At 75.1% G+C, this 1,194-nt stretch carries 1 protein-coding gene; it reads left to right on the top strand.

The features are described 5' to 3' along the window. On the top strand, positions 1–1,194 hold a 1,194-nt coding region (locus HW445_RS31750), incomplete at both ends, for a PDZ domain-containing protein (protein ID WP_180224222.1).

The following is a 1,194-nucleotide window of genomic DNA, read 5'->3' as shown; positions in this document are numbered from 1 at the left end:
CGGCGGCCGGTTCGCCGTCGCCTCCCACGACGGACGGGTGCTGCTGGTCGAGCGGGAGGGCGGCGAGGTCCGCGAGGCCGACCGCAGCGAGAACGGCCACTGCTCCGGGCTGGTCTTCTCGCCCGACTCCGCCTGGCTGGCCTGGTCCCACCCGGGCGTCGGCGACCTGGCCCAGCTCAAGCTCGCCCACACCGCCGACCTCTCGGTGGTCGAGGCGACCCCGCTGCGGTTCAAGGACTTCTCGCCCGCCTTCACCCCGGACGGCAAGCACCTCGCCTTCCTGTCGGCGCGCGCCTTCGACCCGGTCTACGACGAACACGCCTTCGACATGGCCTTCGTCGGCACCAACCGCCCCTACCTGATGACCCTCGCCGCCGTCACGCCGTCCCCCTTCGGCCCCCAGCGGCACGGCCGTCCGGTGGACGCCCCCGACAAGGACGAGACGCCGGAGAGCGAGGGCACCCCGGCCACCCGGATCGACCCGGAGGGCCTCGCCGACCGGATCGTGCCCTTCCCGGTGGAGGCCGCCCGCTACGGCGCGCTGCGCACCGCCAAGGACGGCGTGCTCTGGCTGCGCCACCCCGTCGAGGGCGTGCTCGGCGCCTCGCGCGCCACCCCGGACGAGTCCGGGCCCAAGAGCGAGCTGGAGCGGTACGACCTGGCCCAGCTGCGGCTGGAGACCCTCGGCGACGACGTCGACTCCTACGCGGTCAGCGGCGACGGCAAGCGGCTGGCGCTGTGGAGCGGCGGACGGCTCAAGGTGGTCCCCGGTGACCGGCGGGCCTCCGGCGACGACGAGGTCGCCGTGGACCTCGGCAGGATCCACCAGCTCGTCGACCCCGCCGCCGAGTGGCGGCAGATGTTCGACGAGGCCGGCCGCCTGATGCGGGACAACTTCTGGCGCGCCGACCTCGGCGGCGTCGACTGGCAGGCCGTCCTCGACCGCTACCGCCCCGTCCTCGGCCGCCTCGCCACCCACGACGACCTGGTCGACCTGCTGTGGGAGGTGCAGGGCGAACTCGGCACCTCGCACGCCTACGTCACCCCCACCGGCCACGGCGGCGACGAGCGGCAGGGGCTGCTCGGCGCCGACATCACCCGGCACGAGGACGGCTCCTGGCGCGTGGACCGCGTCCTGCCCTCGGAGACCTCCGACCCCCAGGCGCGCTCCCCGCTGGCCGCGCCCGGCGTCGC

Source organism: Streptomyces sp. UH6, assembly GCF_013421635.1.
In the GTDB taxonomy this organism is placed as follows: domain Bacteria; phylum Actinomycetota; class Actinomycetes; order Streptomycetales; family Streptomycetaceae; genus Streptomyces; species Streptomyces abyssomicinicus.
This window is presented reverse-complemented; position numbering and strand designations above follow the sequence as displayed.